The sequence below is a fragment of the Streptomyces sp. NPDC015532 genome, assembly GCF_043078065.1.
Lineage (GTDB): Bacteria > Actinomycetota > Actinomycetes > Streptomycetales > Streptomycetaceae > Streptomyces.
The window spans coordinates 216,416-232,525 of sequence record NZ_JBIBSY010000006.1; the positions used below are offsets into that span (position 1 = coordinate 216,416).

16 protein-coding genes are annotated in these 16,110 nt (G+C 70.8%); 8 read left to right on the forward strand and 8 right to left on the reverse strand.

The window, feature by feature from the left end; genetic code table 11:
• Positions 1-43 precede the first annotated feature (43 nt).
• The gene (locus tag ACF07B_RS21200; protein ID WP_392180046.1) at positions 44-319 is read left to right on the forward strand and encodes a DUF6457 domain-containing protein; all 276 of its coding nucleotides are present in this window, start codon (positions 44-46) and stop codon (positions 317-319) included.
• 101 nt (positions 320-420) lie between these two features.
• Here ACF07B_RS21200 and ACF07B_RS21205 read toward each other — a convergent pair whose 3' ends face one another.
• The 3 genes from ACF07B_RS21205 to ACF07B_RS21215 are packed head-to-tail and all read right to left on the reverse strand — an operon-like array spanning position 421 to position 3,263.
• Positions 421-1,002 (reverse strand): NifU family protein, encoded by a 582-nt coding sequence (locus ACF07B_RS21205; protein WP_392180047.1) that lies wholly within the window; start codon positions 1,000-1,002, stop codon positions 421-423.
• 9 nt (positions 1,003-1,011) lie between these two features.
• On the reverse strand, positions 1,012-2,961 hold the full coding sequence (locus ACF07B_RS21210) for a ferrous iron transporter B (protein ID WP_392180048.1): 1,950 nt from the start codon (positions 2,959-2,961) through the stop codon (positions 1,012-1,014).
• Positions 2,958-3,263, reverse strand: coding sequence for a ferrous iron transport protein A (locus tag ACF07B_RS21215; RefSeq protein ID WP_392180049.1), 306 nt, complete (start codon positions 3,261-3,263; stop codon positions 2,958-2,960). The genes ACF07B_RS21210 and ACF07B_RS21215 overlap by 4 nt, the downstream gene beginning before the upstream one ends.
• 900 nt (positions 3,264-4,163) lie before the next feature.
• Here ACF07B_RS21215 and ACF07B_RS21220 point away from each other — a divergent pair.
• Positions 4,164-4,400 carry an XRE family transcriptional regulator gene (locus ACF07B_RS21220; RefSeq protein WP_392180050.1) on the forward strand — a complete coding sequence of 79 codons (237 nt, stop codon included), beginning with the start codon at positions 4,164-4,166 and terminating at the stop codon, positions 4,398-4,400.
• A 128-nt stretch (positions 4,401-4,528) separates the two neighbouring features.
• Positions 4,529-4,732: a helix-turn-helix domain-containing protein gene (locus ACF07B_RS21225; protein ID WP_392180051.1), complete on the forward strand. Its 204-nt coding sequence runs from the start codon at positions 4,529-4,531 to the stop codon at positions 4,730-4,732.
• Between the two features lie 106 nt (positions 4,733-4,838).
• Here the strand turns inward: ACF07B_RS21225 and ACF07B_RS21230 are convergent, their stop codons facing one another.
• Both ACF07B_RS21230 and ACF07B_RS21235 read right to left on the reverse strand, forming a co-directional pair.
• Positions 4,839-5,150, reverse strand: coding sequence for a hypothetical protein (locus ACF07B_RS21230; protein ID WP_392180052.1), 312 nt, complete (start codon positions 5,148-5,150; stop codon positions 4,839-4,841).
• A 246-nt stretch (positions 5,151-5,396) separates the two neighbouring features.
• Positions 5,397-5,792 (reverse strand): ANTAR domain-containing protein, encoded by a 396-nt coding sequence (locus tag ACF07B_RS21235; protein ID WP_392180053.1) that lies wholly within the window; start codon positions 5,790-5,792, stop codon positions 5,397-5,399.
• A gap of 423 nt (positions 5,793-6,215) precedes the next feature.
• On the opposite strand from ACF07B_RS21235, the gene ACF07B_RS21240 reads away from it, so the two are divergent.
• The 5 genes from ACF07B_RS21240 (at position 6,216) to ACF07B_RS21260 (ending at position 10,444) form a co-directional block, all read left to right on the forward strand.
• Positions 6,216-6,623: a hypothetical protein gene (locus ACF07B_RS21240; RefSeq protein WP_392180054.1), complete on the forward strand. Its 408-nt coding sequence runs from the start codon at positions 6,216-6,218 to the stop codon at positions 6,621-6,623.
• A gap of 195 nt (positions 6,624-6,818) precedes the next feature.
• On the forward strand, positions 6,819-7,664 hold the full coding sequence (locus tag ACF07B_RS21245; protein ID WP_392180055.1) for a class I SAM-dependent methyltransferase: 846 nt from the start codon (positions 6,819-6,821) through the stop codon (positions 7,662-7,664).
• 12 nt (positions 7,665-7,676) lie between these two features.
• A complete protein-coding gene (locus ACF07B_RS21250) occupies positions 7,677-8,027 on the forward strand; it encodes a cupin domain-containing protein (RefSeq protein ID WP_392180056.1) in 351 nt (116 codons plus the stop codon).
• A gap of 227 nt (positions 8,028-8,254) precedes the next feature.
• Entirely contained in the window at positions 8,255-8,842 is a 588-nt protein-coding gene (locus tag ACF07B_RS21255) for a hypothetical protein (protein ID WP_392180057.1), read from the forward strand.
• A 237-nt stretch (positions 8,843-9,079) separates the two neighbouring features.
• The gene (locus ACF07B_RS21260; protein ID WP_392180058.1) at positions 9,080-10,444 is read left to right on the forward strand and encodes a PP2C family protein-serine/threonine phosphatase; all 1,365 of its coding nucleotides are present in this window, start codon (positions 9,080-9,082) and stop codon (positions 10,442-10,444) included.
• A gap of 637 nt (positions 10,445-11,081) precedes the next feature.
• Here ACF07B_RS21260 and ACF07B_RS21265 read toward each other — a convergent pair.
• The 3 genes from ACF07B_RS21265 to ACF07B_RS21275 form a co-directional block, all read right to left on the reverse strand.
• Positions 11,082-11,414 (reverse strand): cupin domain-containing protein, encoded by a 333-nt coding sequence (locus ACF07B_RS21265; RefSeq protein ID WP_392180059.1) that lies wholly within the window; start codon positions 11,412-11,414, stop codon positions 11,082-11,084.
• Between the two features lie 700 nt (positions 11,415-12,114).
• Entirely contained in the window at positions 12,115-13,686 is a 1,572-nt protein-coding gene (locus tag ACF07B_RS21270; protein WP_392180060.1) for an oleate hydratase, read from the reverse strand.
• Positions 13,687-14,088: 402 nt separating this feature from the next.
• Positions 14,089-15,795 (reverse strand): SulP family inorganic anion transporter, encoded by a 1,707-nt coding sequence (locus tag ACF07B_RS21275; RefSeq protein WP_392180061.1) that lies wholly within the window; start codon positions 15,793-15,795, stop codon positions 14,089-14,091.
• Between the last annotated feature and the right edge of the window lie 315 nt (positions 15,796-16,110).

Here is a 16,110-nt window from a genome sequence, read left to right on the forward strand (position 1 = left end):
CGCACGAGCAGCTCACGGTCACACGAACGAGAGAACAACGATCATGGACGACGTACTGCAGGAATGGACGGCCGCTCTCCAGGCCGACCTGGGCATCGACCTCGAAGTCGACCGCGCCCTCCTCCTCGCCCTTGCGGGTGACGCTGCTCACGGCGTCGCCCGGCCCGCCGCTCCGCTGACGACCTTCCTGGTCGGGTACGCGGCCGCGCAGGCAGGCGGCGGTCCTGCCGCGGTGGCCGCCGCAGCCCGGCAGGCCGGCGAACTCGCCGCCCGGTGGGCAGGCGAAGCCGACCAGGGCCCCGGCCCCGCGGCCGTATAGCGAGCTTCTCGGCAGCCAGTCCCGCCCGGGCCCCTGCGTCTTTGACCCTGCAGACAATCGGCAACGTCAGGGGCGTAGGGGCCTGCTTTGAGCCGACCCGGTCAGGAGGGTGCCTCGGGGGAGTCGTACGACCGACCGAACAGGCTCACCTGTGAGGCGGCGTTACGGACTTCGCGCAGACCGGGATGACGCCGCCGCAGCTGACATTCCAGGCGCTGGTGCAGCGTGAACCAGGAGGCGGGGCAGCCGTGGCAGGCACCGCCGAGGCGGACGGTGACGATGCCATCGCGTACGCCGACGAGGTCGATGCTGCCGCCGTGGGACCGGGCGAAGTCACCCACCGGTCCGGCGAGAACCTCACGCGCCGCGCCGTACAGCAGGGCGTCGTCGTCGCAGGGGGCGATGCCGGTGGCCGGGATCCATCCGGCGGGGTCGTCGAGAGCGGCGTGCAGCGCGGTGCGCACCCGGGCGCCCTCCCCGGGCCAGGTGCGGTCCGCGCCGAGGCAGGTGACGACGGCCTCGCCTTCCAGGGCGATCTGCGCGAGGGTGCCGTCGCTCAGCAGTGCGGCCAGCGGTTCGGGTACCTCGGCGAGTGCGCCGGTGCCGGTGAGGATTCCGGCGGGGATGACCCAGCGCAGCCGGTCGGACCTGCCAGGGACCTGCTGGGGGTGCAGGGGGATCATGGCCGTTGCTCACCCGCCCAGCAGGGCAGTGGCCGTGCGGGCCAGGTAGGCCATCAGCCAGGCCAGGACGGTCAGGTAGGTGAAGGCGACCGCCGGCCATCTCCAGCTGCCGGTCTCCCGGCGCAGGACCGCCACGGTGGCCATGCACTGCAGCGCGTAGACGAAGTAGACCAGCAGCGCGGCGATGGTGGGCGCGGTGAACACCCGCTGCCCTGCCCGGGGCCCGTCGGGATAGGCCATGGCCTGCAGGGCCTGTGCCGGCTGTTCGGCATGCTCGGCGGCGGCGACCTGTCCGAGGGTGGCGACGAAGGTCTCCCGGGCGCCCTGGGCCGACAGCACACCGACGTTGATGCGCCAGTCGAAGCCCAGCGGGTCGAAGACGGGGGCCACCGCGCGGCCGAGGCCGGCGGCGTAGCTGTGGTCGACGGTGTAGGCGGACACCGCCGTGGAACTGGTGGTGTCGACTCCGGCCGCGCGCAGTTGCGTGTCCGTGTGCAGCGGCAGGTTCAGCAGCAGCCACAGGACGATGCTGGTGGCGACGATGACGGTCGTGCACTTGCGCAGGAAGGCGCGCGCGGAGGACCACATCGCCACCAGCACCGCACGCGGGGCGGGCAGCCGGTAGGGCGGCAGCTCCATGAAGAACGGCACCGGCTGGCCGCGGCGGTCGCCGAGCTTCTTGAACACCCAGGCGGCCAGCAGCGCCGAGACCGCGCCCAGCAGGTAGAGACCGAACAGGACCAGGCCCTGCGCGCCGAACGGGCCGACGCGCGCGGACGGGTCGACGAGCATGCCGATGAGCAGCACGTAGACCGGCAGGCGCGCCGAGCAGGTCATCAGCGGGGCGGCCATCATGGTGGCCAAGCGGTCCTTGGCCGAGGGCAGGGTGCGGGTGGCCATGATGCCGGGGATCGCGCAGGCGAACGAGGAGAGCAGCGCCACGAAGGCCCTGCCCTCCAGCCCGGCGCGGGCCATCACCCGGTCCATCAGGAACGCCGCCCGCGCCATGTACCCCACGCCCTCCAGCAGGGCAAGGAGCAGAAACAGCAGCACGATCTGCGGGACGAACACCAGGACGCCGCCCACCCCGCCGATGAGGGCATCGCCCAGCAGCCCGGACAGCCACGGACTGCTGACGTGGGCGTCGACCTGGTCCGAAAGCCACGCGAACAGCGACTCCACCCCGTCCTGCAGCGGGGCGGCCACGGTGAAGACGGTCTCGAAGAACAGCGCCATCACGGCGAAGAACGCCACCGTCCCCCACAGCGGATGCAGCAGCACCGCATCCACGCGCTGGGTGATCCGGTGGCGTTCCGGGGGCCGGTAGCCGGCGAAGGACAGGACCGACTCCGACCAGGCGTCCCGCTCGCCGGGTTCGGTGGGCGGTGGTACGGCCGGCGTCTGCCAGGTGCGCCACGTGGTGAGCTGTTCGCGCAGCTGCGTGATACCCAGCCCGCGGTGGCCGACGACGGGCAGTGCCGGTACGCCGAGCGCCTGAGCGAGCGCGTCGATGTCCAATCGGCCCTGACGGCGGGCCAGTTCATCGGTGAAGGTCACCACGACACAGGTCGGCAGTCCGCGGGCCATGACCTGGGCGAGGAAGCCGAGGGAGCGCCGCAGCGTAGTGGCGTCCGCCACGACGAGCAGCGCGTCGGGACGGTCGGCTCCCTCGAGTCGCCCGTCCAGTACGTCGACGGTGATCTGCTCGTCCGGGCTGATCGGCTCCAGGCTGTAGGTGCCCGGCAGGTCCTCGACCGCGTGCCGGTGGCGGCCCGTCCGGGCTTCTCCGACGAAGCGGGACACGGTCACCCCGGGGTAGTTGCCGGTCTTGGCGCGCAGACCCGTGAGGCCGTTGAAGACGCTGGTCTTGCCCGAGTTGGGGGCACCGACCAGGGCGATCCGCGGTGCTTCGGTCAGGGCCGCATCCGCAGCGCCGCCGTCGTGGCAGCCAGCGTTCACCGCTCCGCCTCGGTGACGTGCACGCACTCCGCCTGCGCCCGGCGCAGGCACACCTCGTAGTCGGCGACCCGGTAGAGGACCGGGTCACGCAGCGGCGCCCGGCGTACCACCTCCACCACCGCGCCCGGGCTGAATCCGAGGTCGCGCAGCCGGCGGACAACGGCGGGCTGACTCTCGGCGACGACCCCGATCACTACGGCGCAGGCACCGGGTGCCAAGTCCGCCAGAGTGGGCGGTAGGCCATCGATGACGCTGATCCCCTGACCGCATGCCTCGTCGAAGACACAATCCGTGCCACTCATGTGCGTCTCCACCCCATAGTGCTGGGCGAGTCTGCCCAGCAGTCGATCACCAACAAGGCGAGGCTAGGCTTGCCTACCTTGGAAAGACCTGGGGCTTTCGGCCCTCGGGCATGGGCCTGTCGGCCTCATCACCCGGCGCCACACGGCCCACAGCAACGAGTCGGCCTCAGACCCGCAGGCGTACGTCCAGAACGCACGTGACGGATTGCGGGACGTACCGCCTTCGCCATGGTGGGGCAGAGGATCAGCGGTTGCAGAAGGCGACCGTCCGGCGAAGGAGCTTCGCGGCGGCTGCTGAGCCGCGGGACACGACAACCCGTCGCGGCGGCCGACGGCCGAGATGGCGCAGCGCAGCACTCGGCACCGTCGTCGAGCGGGCCGGGTACGTCCGGCCACCCGGGACGGGTGTGGCAGGCGGCCGGACGGTGACCGAGCCGGAAGGCGCCGCTTCCAACCGCGGCCTCAGAGTATGGAGAACGCACAGCCGGCAGGTGGAAGCGGCGGTCCGTGGCCTCCTCCCGTTCGGTCTCGGAAAGCAGCATGTCCGGACCGCAGAAGGCAGCGCTCGGGCCGAACAGCCCCTTTGTCCAGGACTGTTGGTCCCCCACCACAGGTGACGATCAGGACCGTCCGGCCTACTCCTGGGGGTCAGTCTTCAGGGACCCGCGACACCGCCTTGGTCTGGAAGGGATTTCATCTGTCGGAGCTTTCTGACGTCGTACCTGGATCCTCTGGTCGCGGCGACGGCGGTCCGCGATCGAGCGGGCCAGACTCGGCAAGAGCGACGTGGTGCCCGGTCCAAGGATGCGGGGTGGTCCGCCAGCAGTGAGTTCCTGGGCGGTGGCCGCCCGTGTGGCTCCCGGAGCGGATGAAGTCGTCGGACTCGGGCAGGAGAAGGGGATGGCTGATCTTTCGCAGTTGCTGCAGCAGGGGATGCACCGCCGTCATCTGAACGCGCAGACGCTTGCCGCGCGGACCGGTATCCGCACCCCGCGCATCCGTGTCTTCGCCCAGGAAGGCGCTGGCGGCCCCGTCCATCCCACACAAGAGGAGCTGGCCGAACTCGCCGCCGCCCTGGCTCTACCCCTGTCCGAGGTGCTCGATGCCGCCCGTACCCCCCAGGCGGCGTCGGTCTGAGCCGCGTCCAGCAGCGCGGGGCCCGGCAGTTCGTCGGCGGACAACTCAGCGACGACCAGCAGCAGCGGGAGACACCCCAGGGATACGGGATGATCACCTTCCAGAATGATCGGTGAAGGAGACAAGCCATGGTAGGCAAGGGCACGAGGGTCACCGGCGCGGCACGCGACAAGCTCGCCGTCGACTTGAAGAAGGCGTACGAGAGCGGCGCCTCCATCCGCACGCTGGCCGAAGGTACCGGGCGTTCGTACGGCTTCGTCCACCGCATCCTCACCGACGCCGGCGTCACCCTGCGCGGCCGGGGCGGAGCCGCCCGCAGCCGGCCTGCGTGACGGCGGGAAGCGAGGCGTCCTTGGATGGGGCGCCCCCCGAGCCGGGCCCCAGGGACGTCATGGCAGACCGCCGGGGGCCTGTGGTGTCCGGCTGCGGGGATCGATGTCATGCCGCCGTGTCGGCAAGGACCACCACGTCGCCTTGGTCGGTGGCTTCGGCGACGGTGTGTCCGAGCTGGACCAGCAGCCCTGTCACTGCGGCCTGCACGATCACTCTCATGCTGTCGTCGCTTCCAGCGCGTCCGGCTTGTTCGCGGGCCAGCGAGGTGAACCCGTCCGAGGCAGTCCAACTGACCAATGCACCCTCTGGCACCTCGGTCACCCGCAGCCCGGGGACGCCGGTGTCCGTGTCTCCCAGGACATCAAAGCCGGCCTGGGTCAGGGCAGAACTCACCTGCGAGGCGCATTCGGCAGGCACACGTGACACCACAGCCGCCTGCCCGCAAGAAGGCAGATCATGCCACCGCGTTCTCGTGACGCTGGCGTGTCCGGTCAAAGGGGCGGGCCCTCCGCACCACACTGCCGCGAAGGGCCCTTCGAGGCTGCTTCTTAACCCCGCACTGGCCGGGTGACCGCCCCAGGACTGTCCATGCGGCCGGAACGCGAGGATGCGGCGCTGACCTCCCCAGGCACACCGCCGCATCCTCGCCAGCCACTCAACCAGCTACCCGCCCGTGCTGACAGCACTCCTGGCCTGCCTATCCGTGCCGCAGACCACGTCCACGGCCGCTCTCACGTGAGCGCGCACCGGTTCGGACAGCTCCTTGCCCTGTGTGGTGTCCACCAGTACCTGCGCGATCAGCCGCAGTTTCACGTTGGCGTGCTGGGAGGCCCGCACCAGGAAATCGAAGGCTTGGTCAGCTGAGCAGTGGTACGTCGCCGCCAGCACACCGCGCGCCATGTCGATGACCGGGCGGCTGTCGAGAGCCCGTTGCGAGTCGTACTGCCCGCCGACCGGTGCTGGGTCGTCGCGCCGCTGTGGATGCGGCGGCAGACCGAGGTGGACTGTCTGTACCTCGTGGGTGTGATGTTGCTGGATACCTGGCGAATTTTGATTCACAGTTGGCGGGCAGCGGTCCCGGTCACGTCGTCCGACCCTGTAGCCCTCGAACGGGTGACGCTACCCGTACGCAGACCGGGTAAAGGAGAGCATGGACAGCAACCCAGCGGCCCCCCTTGTGGACAGCCATCCCGTTGCGGAACCAGTACGTGAACTCATCAGCGGTATTGTCATCGCCGTCCGCGCCGGAGACGATCCCGCCATTCGGGCTCTGCTGACCCGTCTGGCTCCCGTCGCCGACACCACCTCCTTGCTACTGCTGCGCTACCGGCTCGGGCTGGGCGAGCACCCTGAGCGAGTCGGCGACGCAGCGCCACCCGGCCAACTCCGACGCCCACCGCTGTACCACAGCCCAGGAGATCTGGCAGGACACCGCCGGGCAGGTTGACATGCTGGTGGCCGGCATCGGCCGTCGGCGGCACCGTGACCAGCGTTGGGCCGGTCCTCAAGGAGAATGAGTCCGACATCACCGTGGTGGCCGTGGAACCGGCGGAGTCAACCGTCCTATCCGGCGGCACCCCCGGCCCGCACCGCACCCAGGCGCTCGGCGCCGGCTTCGTCCTCGACGTCCTCGACACCGAGATCTACGACACCGTCTGCCGCGCCGACCTGCCCGAGGCCCGCCGCCTCGCCCGCACCGAGGGCTTCCTCACCGGACTCTCCGGCGGAGCCGCCCTCCACTCGGCCGCCACCATCACCCACCATCCACGGCACAAGGGCGCCCTGATCATGGTCGTCCTGCCCGCACCGGGGAGCGTTGCCTCAGCTCGGACCTGTTCCACGACGGATAGCAGGCACCACGGGGCGCCGGAATATACAGGCAAGCCATGAACCGCACGGTCCACCCGGCCTGGTAGCGGGGTAGTCCGCTTGCTCGTGAAGAGGTGCTTCCGGGCTGCTGACGCCGCCGGCCGAGACGGGCCCACTGGGCCCTGTGATCGGGACGTTCGGCCCCCGCACCCCACGACCACTCCGAGTTAGGTTCACCTAAGTACCACCGGTGCAGGCAGAGAGCGAGGCACGAACATGGCATCGACCGACCATTCGGCCCTGCAGAAGACCATCCCCCTTCCCGGCGACGGACTGGACGCCGCCCGCATGCCCGGCCACTGGCTGCTGGCCCGCCTGGGCAAGCGCGTGCTGCGCCCCGGCGGTGTGGAGCTGACCCGCTGGATGATGGACGCCCTGGGCGTGGACCCGGAAGACCGAGTGGTGGAGCTGGCCGCGGGCCTCGGCGCGACCGCCCGGCTGACCCTCGCCCGCCACCCGGCCGCCTACACCGCCGTCGACCGCGACGCCACCGCCGTCGCCGCACTCAGCGCCCTCGCCGCCCTGGGCCCGACCCAGGTGCGCGCCGTACGGTCGGACGCCGCGGACACCCGGCTGCCGGACGGCGACGCCACCGTCGTATACGGCGAGGCGATGCTGACCATGCAGCCCGAACCCGCCAAGCGGCGCATCGTACGGGAAGCACGCCGCCTCCTCGACGAGGCCACCGGCCGGTACGCCATCCACGAACTATGCCTGCTGCCCGACGACCTCGACCCGGCACTCGCCGAACAGATCACCCATGACCTGCACGAGGCCATCCACGTCGGCGCCCGCCCCCTGACCCCCACCGCCTGGCGTGAGCTCCTCGCCGACGAGGGCTTCACCGTCACCGCCCACAAGACCGCACCGATGGCACTGCTCGAACCACGCCGCCTCGTCGCCGACGAAGGGCTGATCCCCGCGCTGCGCATCGCCGGCCGGGCCCTGCGCAACCCGTCCGCACTGCGCCGTGTGCTGCACATGCGCCGCGTCTTCCAGCGCCACGGCGCCCACCTGGGCGCGATCGGTCTGCTCGCCGTCCCCACCCCGCACCAGCCCTGAGGAGGTACCCAGATGAATGCCACCGTGATCACCGACCTGGCCGCCGACCTGACCGTGCCCGAGGACGGCACTCTCAGCCGCGTCCTGTACCGCGACGACCGCCTGCGCGTGGTCGGCTTCGCCTTCGCCGCCGGCCAGGAACTGACCGAGCACACCTCCGCCCTGCCCGTGGTCATCCAGGTCGTCAAAGGCCGCCTCGACCTCATCCTCGGCGAGGAGAAGACCGAGGCCACGCCCGGCAGTTGGATCCACCTGCCCGCCCGTCTGCCGCACACCGTGCGCGCCACCGAACCCAGCATCATGCTGCTGACCATGCTGCCCGCCCCGGAACCCGCCACTGCCAGTGGCCCCGCCGCAGCCTGACCGGTCCCAGACCGGGCAGAGCAGGACACTCGCGGGCAACAGCTCGTGCCAGGTGTTCGGCGCGCCCGCGCCACGATGCCCCGCGGGGACGCCGCGGCGTCATCACTCCAACGTTGGGGCCGAACGGCCCCAACACGACGGCCTTGTGGGCTCTGGCCGGCCGATGACGCCTCCGTCACTGTGACGGAGTGAAGCCTGATGCCGCTTGCACACGGAGGGACACACGCATGCTGAAACGCGGTGGCAGGTTGCTGCTGTGGCGCTGGCGGCGCAACCCGCTCAGGCGGCGCTCCGACGTCGCCGAAGCCTGGCTCGGCGTGGCAGCGGCGGCCCTGCTCCTCCTCGCGGTGCCGGCTCTGGGCGTGGCGACGGCTGCCGTCGCCGAGCATTCCGCTCTCGATGAGGCCCGGGGGCTGCACCGCACCACGGCCCGCCTTGTCGGGGACGCCCCAGAGCCGACGCCGGTACGGTTCTCCGTCCTGGCGACCGACGACCGGGTCAGCGCGATCGTGCGGTGGACCACGCCCAGCGGCACCTCCAGGTCCGGCCCGGCGTCGGTGGCCGCGGGCAGCCGGGCGGGCTCTCCCGCCACGGTGTGGCTCGACGACGCCGGCCGCAACCACCCCGCGCCGCCCACCCCCGCTCAGGCCAGAACCCAGGCAGCCGCGCTGGGGGCGGCAGCCGGGGCCGGTGCGGGCGTGCTGGTGCTGGGTGGCTGGTGGGTCGCTCGGGTACGGCTGGAGGTGCGGCGCAGCGCGCGGTGGGACCACGACTGGGCCGAGTTCAACTCGCACCGGGGCCACCGGCACGCGTGAATCACCGGCCGGGCCGAGCGGGCGCGCCCCTTCCACCCCCGCTCGGCCCGACATCGTGGCGCGCCTGGGCAGCCCCAGTGCCCGTGCACGCAGTCGCGAGTGTCGCCGTCCCCTGCGGTAGCCGCGCGCCGACCGTGCTCACGACGGGGGCGGACGGGCTGCCGGAGCTCTAGGGTGAGTGGTGTGGCCGTATCCGGTCGCCGTACCCCAACAACGCCGGGAAGGGGTGAGGTGCCGATGAGCGGCGACGAACGCCCCCGGCGTCAGCCACGGCCGGCGATGCCCGGCCCGGCCTGGGACATGGACCTGGGCAGCATCGCCGAGCAGTTCCAACAACTCACCCGAGCTCAGGCACGGATGCAGGCGTTGCTGGACGCGGTGCTCGCGGTCAGCCGGGAGCTGGAGCTGCCGGTCGTGCTGCGCCGGCTGGTGAGCGCCGCGATGCACCTGGTGGACGCCCGCTATGGCGCCCTGACCGTGCTGAAGGAGGAGGGGGAGGAGCTGGAGGCGTTCATCCCGCTCGGCCTGAGCGACATCGAGCGTCAGCGCTTGGCCGGAGTCGACCCGCCGCACGGCCGCGGTCTGCTCGCGCTTATGATCGAGCAGCGCGAGCCGCTGCGCGTGGACGACGTGCCGCGCCACCGGGACGCGGTCGGCTTCCCCACAGGACATCCGCCGATGCGCACCCTGCTCGGAGTGGCGATCGGCGTGCGCGGGCGCATCTACGGCAACCTCTACCTGTCCGATCGGCGCGATGGCCGGCCGTTCGGCGAACAGGACGAGGCGGTCGTTCTCGCGCTGGCCGGGGCCGCCGGCATCGCCATCGAGAACGCCCGCCTGTATGAGCAGATACGCACCTCCGCCGACCACTTCCAGCGCCTGCTGCTGCCCACCTTGCCCGATCTGACGCCGTTCACCGCGGCCGCGGTCTACCGGGCGGCCACCGCGCCCGGCCACCACCTGGGCGGCGACTGGTACGACGCCCTGCTGCTCCCGGACGGCGCGTGCGCCGCGATCATCGGCGACGTACTCGGCCACGACCTGACCGCGGCCGCCGCCATGGCGCAGACCCGCAACATGCTCCGCGCCCTGCTCTACGACCGGCGCACCCCGCCGAGCCTGGTTCTGGACCGGCTCGATATCACCCTCCACGCCACCACTGACGTCCCCGTCACCACCGCTTGCCTGGCCCGCATCGAACCCGATGGCGACGGCTGGCGCCTGCACTGGTCGACGGCCGGCCACCTTCCACCCCTGCTCCTCACCGCCGACGGCCGCACCCGCTACCTGCACGCCGAGCCCGGGGTGCCGCTGGGCGTCGACACTCGTCTGCCACGCCCCGACCACACCCATGCTCTCGTGGCCGGGGACACGGTGCTGCTGTTCACCGACGGTCTGATCGAACACCCCGACCGCCCTCTGGATGCCGGACTGCGGTGGCTTGCGGCCACCGCCGCCGCCCACGCACGACTGCCCCTGGAGGAACTGTGCCGCACGTTGGCCGACCAGAACCCCAGCGACGGCCACGACGACCTCGCCCTCCTTGCCGTGCGCACCCCGCCCACCGGCCTCGATGACCATCGCCACGCGAAGATGGCATAGAGCGCCTACGCCTACGGAACAGCAGCTGGCGGACATCCAGCCGCCCCGGGCAGATGTGATGCGCCCCGCGACGGCGGACGAGGTGAGCGAGGATTGTGTCAGTCGCCGCCGCGCGGCCGATTCCGGTGTCGGTCCGGGGCCAGGCAGGGGTTGCCGGTGTCAATCCACTGGTGCTGGATGCGTGCCCTTGCGGGTTCCGTGGCGTTGAAGGGGTGACACGACACCGTGCAGGTGTTGTGTCGGCGGCCCCGTCTGGCTTCCCGACGATCATGGCAGGGGCTGTTCCGGCTGAACCAGCCGGGTGATGGGCGGCTCCGGACGTCATGGCACCGACACCTCCGGAGCCGCCCGTTCGTATGACTCCGTGCCGGTTTGGATGATCGCAGCGTACTGATCAACCTTCGGCTGCTACTTCCCCATTGGGTCCCCTGGCAGAAGCACACGCCACCCGCCCCACCGCAGCTCCTGGTCACCGACCGGGCCCGGCCGGGAGCCGGCCGCCGTGTCACGGCGGTGCCGTCGTCCCGTGACCGGTGTTTCTCGCGTGGGCGGCTTTGCCGGACTGGCGGCCGGTCCTGCATTGGTCGACGACCTCGTGTCCGGTGGCCTCCTCGGCGAGGACCGTCCGGGTTCGGCGTCAGCCGTGTTTGGCGACGGTGAGCAGCACTGCGGCGTCTTCGATCGCTTGCAGACTGTGGCGGGCCTCGGGGATGGTGAGCAGGTCGCCGGTCCGGCCTTCCCAGGAGGTCTCGCCGCTGGTGAGCCGGACACGTCCGCGCAGCACCAGCAGGGTCGCCTCGCCGGGACTCTCGTGCTCGGCGAGCGAGGTATCGGCGGTAAGCGCGAGGACGGTCTGGCGCAGGACGTGTTCGTGGCCGCCGTAGACGGTGGCGGCGCTGCGGCCGGTGGAGGCGGCGGTGGCGCGTTCAAGGTGCTCGCGGGCCAGTGCGTCGAGTGAGATCTTCTGCATGGCTTCCAGTCTCCGTGGTTCCATGGATGTAACGGGGGACTTTCGGCGTGCCGTGCGGGTGGCGGACTTCAACGATCCTTGAGTTTCTCTCGGAAACCGAGCTGACCAGGTGCGGGGAGGGTGGGCAAACGTCGGCGGGCAGCCGGCCGCGGTCCCTCTCCGCCGCCGTCACCAGCGCTGCTGCTGCAGCTGATCGATGGCCTGCGGTTTCGGTGCCGATCGCCTCGTGGTCGCCTGCGGTGGAGTCGTCCAGTAGTGCGCGGTGGTCGTACTGGTGCGGGTTGGTTCGGCCAACACGCCGGATGGCGCGACGACTCCGGCAGCCAAAGCCGCGGTCGTCACAAACTGTCTGCGGCCGAGTGGAAGATCGGTGAGGAAGACCCCCTTCGATGTGTAAGCCCCGCGGTGGACGGGACGCGGACCGGCGGGTGCCGGTGGTGAGGCCCGCGTGGGCGCGGAGGTGGCCGGAGTGCTGGTGTTGCGTACCCGGATGACGCGACCTCGGGGAACTCTTCCGGCGGGTGGACGTATCAGGAGGAGTGTCCGCAGGCCGGATGATGCCGGGGCGTGCGGGCGTCGGGCACTCGGGGAGCCGCACAGCTCCTCGTCCTTCTCCCCGTCCGGTGCGGTCACCGATACCCCTTGGTGCTTGGCGAACTGGACGGCGTATGCGCCCGCCGCGGCCGGGAGGCGCCCCGGGCTACCGGCGGTGCATGGTTTCCAGCGCCGCGGCCAGGACGTGGGGATCATGGTGGCCCTTGTGGACCGCGGGTGGGTGCGTGTCGAGCCGGAGGAGTTGGGCCACCGCCGTCCAGGCGGTTCGCACGGAGTACTCGACGGTGAAGACGACGTCGTCCGGCACCTCTGCGAACTGTCCGATGAAGGCCAGGTTGACCGATCCCTCGGGCACTACCTTGGGTCGGTCGTCGCGGCGGCGGGCCAGGAACTGGCTGGTGATGTAGGGCATCAGGCAGGGCACGGCGGTGGAGCTGTGCAGGATCCGGGCCGCCGTCGGCTCGTCGAAGTGCAGGTGGTGCAGGACCTCTTCGAGGATCTCCCGGCCGGAACACATCGTCATCGGTTTGGGTGTGTGGTTGCCCGCGCGGTCGGGGAAGAGACCGTATCCCCACCAGACCGCGACGGCCTCGGGCTGGTCGCGGTAGACGGGTTGGCGGTTGGCGACGATGGTGAGCAGCCAGTTGGAGTCGGTGAAGGTCATCAGGCCGCCCTTGCCGGTTTCCCGGCCGCTGAACTCCTCGAGCGCCTTGAGGAAGGCAGGATCCTTCGTGGTGACCGTGAACGACTCCCAGCGGGATTCCTTGACGTGCTTGTCGAAGACGTCCGGGTTGCCGAAGTCGTCGCGTCCCCGGGCCAGGCGGTGCCAGAGGAGCCAGGCGTCCGAGCGGCGGGGAGGCGAGGCCGGTGCGGCGGTGTGCGAGCCGAGGCTGGAGGCGTCGGTCATGGAACCGTTGGTGACCAGAACCAGGTCCTCGGGAGCCACCTCGATGTGCTCGTCACGGCCGTTGCGGGACAGGTGGATGCGCTCGACCCTCGTGGTCCCGCGGCCCGGCGCGAGCTCGAGGTCGGTGACATGGCATCCCATGTGGAAGGTCACGCCGCGTTCACGCAACCAGGCGGTCAGGGGCCGCACGATGGAGTCGTACTGGTTGTAGCGGGTCCGGTGGATGCCCGACATGGACGCGAACTCGGGGAAGAGGTGGATGAAGCGCCTGAGGTAGCGGCGGAACTCGATCGCGCTGTGCCAGGGCTGGAAGGCGAACGTGGTGCACCACATGAACCAGAAGTTCGTGGTGAAGAAATGCTCGCCGAAGCAGTCGGTGATCCGCTTGCCGTCCAGGTGCCCCTCGGGGGTCGCCAGGCAACGGACCAGGTCCAGCCGGTCGAGTTCGGAGAAGCCCATCGAGCGGGTGTCGACGATCTTTCCGTCGCCGTCGACGAGGCGTGCGATGTCGTCCCAGGCGAAGTCCTCGTGGCCGGCCAGGATTTCCTGCGTCACCGAAACCGAGGGCTCGTCGAGCGTGGGAATGCCCGACAGCAGGTCGTACGTGCAGCGGTACTCGGCCTCGAACATCCGCCCGCCGCGCATGGTGTAGCCGGCGTCGGCCGTGCCGTCCGCGTCGAGGCTGCCGCCGGTGTTCCGCTGCTCCTCGAAGAGGTGGATGTCCGCTCCGCCGAATCCGCCGTCGCGGATCAGGAACGTGGCCGCGGCGAGCGCCGCGATACCGCTGCCCACCAGATACGCCTTCGCCATCACACAACTCCTCGTTGTCGCCCGGTGCGGGGAACCTCACACCATGAGCGTTTCCTGCGCCGGTGAGCGCCGTCAGTGGGCCGTTGGTCACCCGTCCGGTCCGAACGGCCCTCGGCCGGGTCGTCGAGAAAGACGTCGGCGGACCCCGTCGGCCATGCGGACCCGTACGCTCACGTGCCGGCCTGCCCACGCCCGTGGCGGCGGATCGCCGTCGGCCGGGCGCAGCACGTAGGACACCACGCCGGGGTTTCGGTGCGGCGCTCGACGACGTCCACTGCCGCCACACCTTGCCGGGCTTCACGCCCGCGTCCTTGAGCCCTGTCGGCCACGAACGACCTGGGTGAGCCGCTGCATCACACGCCCTGCAGGCGTCGCGCAAGGGAGGACGGCTCCCCGGGCCGTCTACCGATCGCGGCGCCATTTCCTATATGCGGCCACGGCCGTCGGCAGGGTCGGGAAGATCCTCTCGCTGCCGACGGTGTCCGCCAGGCCGTACGCCGTCAGGTCGTCCAGCAGGTCCTGCTTGACGCGGGCGAGGGCGAAGACGATGCCGCGGTGGGCGAGCTCGCGGCGGAGTTCGTCGACGGCGTCCAGGGCGGTGATGTCGACCTCAACGTTTGCCTCGGTGTTGAGGACGAACCAGCGGACCGGTTCCGTCTGTTCGTCGACGGCGGCCAGGGCCCGGCGGCGGAAGTTCTCGGCGTTGGCGAAGAAGAGAGGGGAGTCGTAGCGGTAGACGAGCAGGCCGGGGATGGTGCGGGCCTGCGGGTAGTCGTCGATGTCGTGCATGCCGGCCACGCCGGGTACCAGGCCCTCGACGGCGTCGTGCGGGCGGGCCACCCGGGTGAGCAGTTCGGCCACGGACAGGCCGACGGCGACCAGCACGCCGTACAGGATGTCGAGGGCGAGAACCCCTGCCAGGCAGCCGAGCGCCAGGAGGAGTTCCCGGCGGCGGAAGGACGCCAGCTGTCGGAAGCCCGCCAGGTCGATCATGCGGACCGCCGCGTAGACGACGAGCGCGCCGAGCACTGCCGTTGGCGTGCGAGAGAGCAGGGGGCCCAGGAAGAGCAGGACCGACAGGACGGCCGCGCCGGCCACCAGCGAGTACGCCTGGCTGCGACCGCCGGCTGAGGAGGCCAGCGCGGTACGGCTGGCACTGCTGCTGACCGGGAAGCCGTGCAGCGTGCCCGCACCGAGGTTGGCGGCGCCCATGGCCAGGAACTCCTGGTTGGGGTCCAGCCCGGAATCCCCGTCCTCGTGGTTGGTGAAGGCCCGCGCGGTGAGGATGAAGTCCGTGTAGCCGACCAGGAGTACGCCCAAGGCGGGGAGCACCAGGTGCGGCAGTTCGGTCATGTCCGGCACCGCCACGGTGGGCAGGCCCGAGGGGACGTCGCCGATCACCTTGATGCCGTACCGGCCGTCGAGGTCGAAGACGGACACGGCGGCCGTGCCGAACACCACGGCGAGCAGAGGGCCGGGGACGGTGCGGAAGAAGTGGGCCACCGTGAAGAGGACCCCCAGTGCCGCGACGGCGAACAACACCGTGGCCGGCTGGAGCCGTGGCAAGTGCCCAGCGAAGGACCACAGTTGAGGGAAGGAGCCTGTCGTCCGGACACCGGTGAGTTTGGGGAGCTGGTCCACGATCATGATCAGTGCCACGCCCGCGAGATAGCCGATCAGCACCGGCCGGGACAGCAGGTCCGCGACGAAGCCGAGCCGCGCCGCCCATGCCACCACGCACAACAGGCCGACCGCGATCGCGAGCGTGGCCGCCAGCGTCGCGTAGCGCGCCGGATCTCCTGCGGCGAACGGACCGACCACGGTCGCCGTCATCAGCGCGGTCGTCGACTCCGGGCCAACCGACAGCAGGCGGGAGGAGCCCAGCAGGGCGTACAGGGCGAGCGCGGGCAGGATCGCCCACAGTCCTGCGACCGGTGGCAGGCCGGCTACGCCCGCGTATGCCATCACCTGGGGCACGAGATACGCGGCCACCGTCACTCCGGCCAGGACGTCGCCCTTCAGCCACGAGCGGCGATAGCCGAGCAGTGCACCGAGCCCGGGCACCAGGCGGCGCCACCTTGGAGCACGGCCGACCGAGCTCTGGGACATGATCCTCCTTGAGCCGAAGGACCTCATGATTCTCCGGGACCCTGGTCAACCGCGAGATGCCGAACGGCCCGCGGGTGCGGTTGCTCCGAGGTGTTCTCGGAGGCGGTTCGGCTCCGAGCACACAGCTCTCGGCGGATCGGGCTGGTGACTCTCGGTCTGCTTGACACTCGGCGCTGGCCTTCCTTTGCGCGCATGTACCGCTCTGTCGCCGCCGGCGTCGCGGGCCCTGCGATGGCGGGGACACCTCGGCCGATGGGGCCTGTCGGTCCCGGACCGGGGACCTGCGGGCTCTGCACCGCGTCCCTTCTTGTCGCC

Excerpts from the sequence above, each read along its gene's own strand:
- ACF07B_RS21245 (WP_392180055.1), top strand. The coding sequence starts at position 6,819 with ATGGCATCGACCGACCATTCGGCCCTGCAGAAGACCATCCCCCTTCCC.
- ACF07B_RS21215 (WP_392180049.1), bottom strand. The coding sequence starts at position 3,263 with ATGAGTGGCACGGATTGTGTCTTCGACGAGGCATGCGGTCAGGGGATC.
- ACF07B_RS21205 (WP_392180047.1), bottom strand. The coding sequence starts at position 1,002 with ATGATCCCCCTGCACCCCCAGCAGGTCCCTGGCAGGTCCGACCGGCTG.
- ACF07B_RS21265 (WP_392180059.1), bottom strand. The coding sequence starts at position 11,414 with ATGCAGAAGATCTCACTCGACGCACTGGCCCGCGAGCACCTTGAACGC.
- ACF07B_RS21255 (WP_392180057.1), top strand. The coding sequence starts at position 8,255 with ATGCTGAAACGCGGTGGCAGGTTGCTGCTGTGGCGCTGGCGGCGCAAC.
- ACF07B_RS21260 (WP_392180058.1), top strand. The coding sequence starts at position 9,080 with ATGAGCGGCGACGAACGCCCCCGGCGTCAGCCACGGCCGGCGATGCCC.
- ACF07B_RS21270 (WP_392180060.1), bottom strand. The coding sequence starts at position 13,686 with ATGGCGAAGGCGTATCTGGTGGGCAGCGGTATCGCGGCGCTCGCCGCG.
- ACF07B_RS21200 (WP_392180046.1), top strand. The coding sequence starts at position 44 with ATGGACGACGTACTGCAGGAATGGACGGCCGCTCTCCAGGCCGACCTG.
- ACF07B_RS21220 (WP_392180050.1), top strand. The coding sequence starts at position 4,164 with ATGGCTGATCTTTCGCAGTTGCTGCAGCAGGGGATGCACCGCCGTCAT.
- ACF07B_RS21225 (WP_392180051.1), top strand. The coding sequence starts at position 4,529 with ATGGTAGGCAAGGGCACGAGGGTCACCGGCGCGGCACGCGACAAGCTC.
- ACF07B_RS21275 (WP_392180061.1), bottom strand. The coding sequence starts at position 15,795 with ATGTCCCAGAGCTCGGTCGGCCGTGCTCCAAGGTGGCGCCGCCTGGTG.
- ACF07B_RS21250 (WP_392180056.1), top strand. The coding sequence starts at position 7,677 with ATGAATGCCACCGTGATCACCGACCTGGCCGCCGACCTGACCGTGCCC.